This is a genomic window from Mesorhizobium sp. L2C084A000 (assembly GCF_000502875.1).
In the GTDB taxonomy this organism is placed as follows: Bacteria; Pseudomonadota; Alphaproteobacteria; order Rhizobiales; family Rhizobiaceae; genus Mesorhizobium.
This window is the reverse complement of record NZ_AYWX01000045.1, coordinates 1-897: the sequence shown is the minus strand read 5'-3', so window position 1 is coordinate 897 and position 897 is coordinate 1. Positions and strand designations below refer to the sequence as shown.

Here is an 897-nt window from a genome sequence, read left to right as displayed (position 1 = left end):
TCCCGCCGCGGTGCCCCAGGCAACGGCACCGGCCGCGGCGGCGCCGGCTGCGGCCGGTCCCGTCGCACCGTCCTTTGACGTCGTGCGCGTCGAGGGCAATGGCTCGATCGTCGTTGCCGGCAATGCAGCGCCCAACGCAAGGGTCGAGATCCTCAACGGCACGACCGTGCTTGGCTCGACGGTTGCCGGTCCCGATGGCGCATTTGTCATCGTGCTGGACGATCCGCTGAAGCCCGGCGACTATACAATCGCACTGCGCGCGACCACGGGCGATGTCGTCACCCCTTCGGTGCAGACCGCTGTCGTTTCGGTTCCCAAGGATGCCGCCGGCCAGGTGCTGGCAATGGTCGAGGAGCCGGGCAAACCGGCCGAACTGCTCACCGTTCCGGCGCCCGAAACAAAGCCGGCTGCTCCGGCCGCCGCGCCGGCTGCTCCCGCAGCCGAAGCGCCCGCAACTGCTCCGGCACCAGCCGCCCCGGCACCAGCCGTCGTAGAAGCAGCACCGGCTCCTGCCGTGGTAGAAGCAGCACCGGCTCCTGCAGCGCCGGCGACGCCGCCCGCTGCAGGCGTGACCGAGCCCAAGATCGTCGTCGAGGCGGTCGAGATCGACGGCAGCAAGATCTTTGTCGCCGGTCTCGCCGATGCCGGCCGCAAGGTGCGCGCCTATGCCAACGATATCCTGCTCGGTGATGCGCAAACTTCGACGGACGGTCATTTCCTGGTCGAGGCGACGCGCGACATTCCGGTCGGCAGCTACACAATTCGTGTCGACGGCCTCGATACCGACGGTGTGACAGTTGTGGCCCGCGCAGCCGTGCCGTTCGAGCGCGAGCCCGGCGAAGCGGTCGCCGCCGTGGCACCCTCGGCGCCGAAGCCCGTTCAGCCCAAGCCGGCCGC

1 pseudogene is annotated in these 897 nt (G+C 69.6%); it reads left to right on the top strand.

The features are described from left to right. A pseudogene (locus X735_RS135865) lies at positions 1-897 on the top strand (LysM peptidoglycan-binding domain-containing protein); the annotation flags it as partial.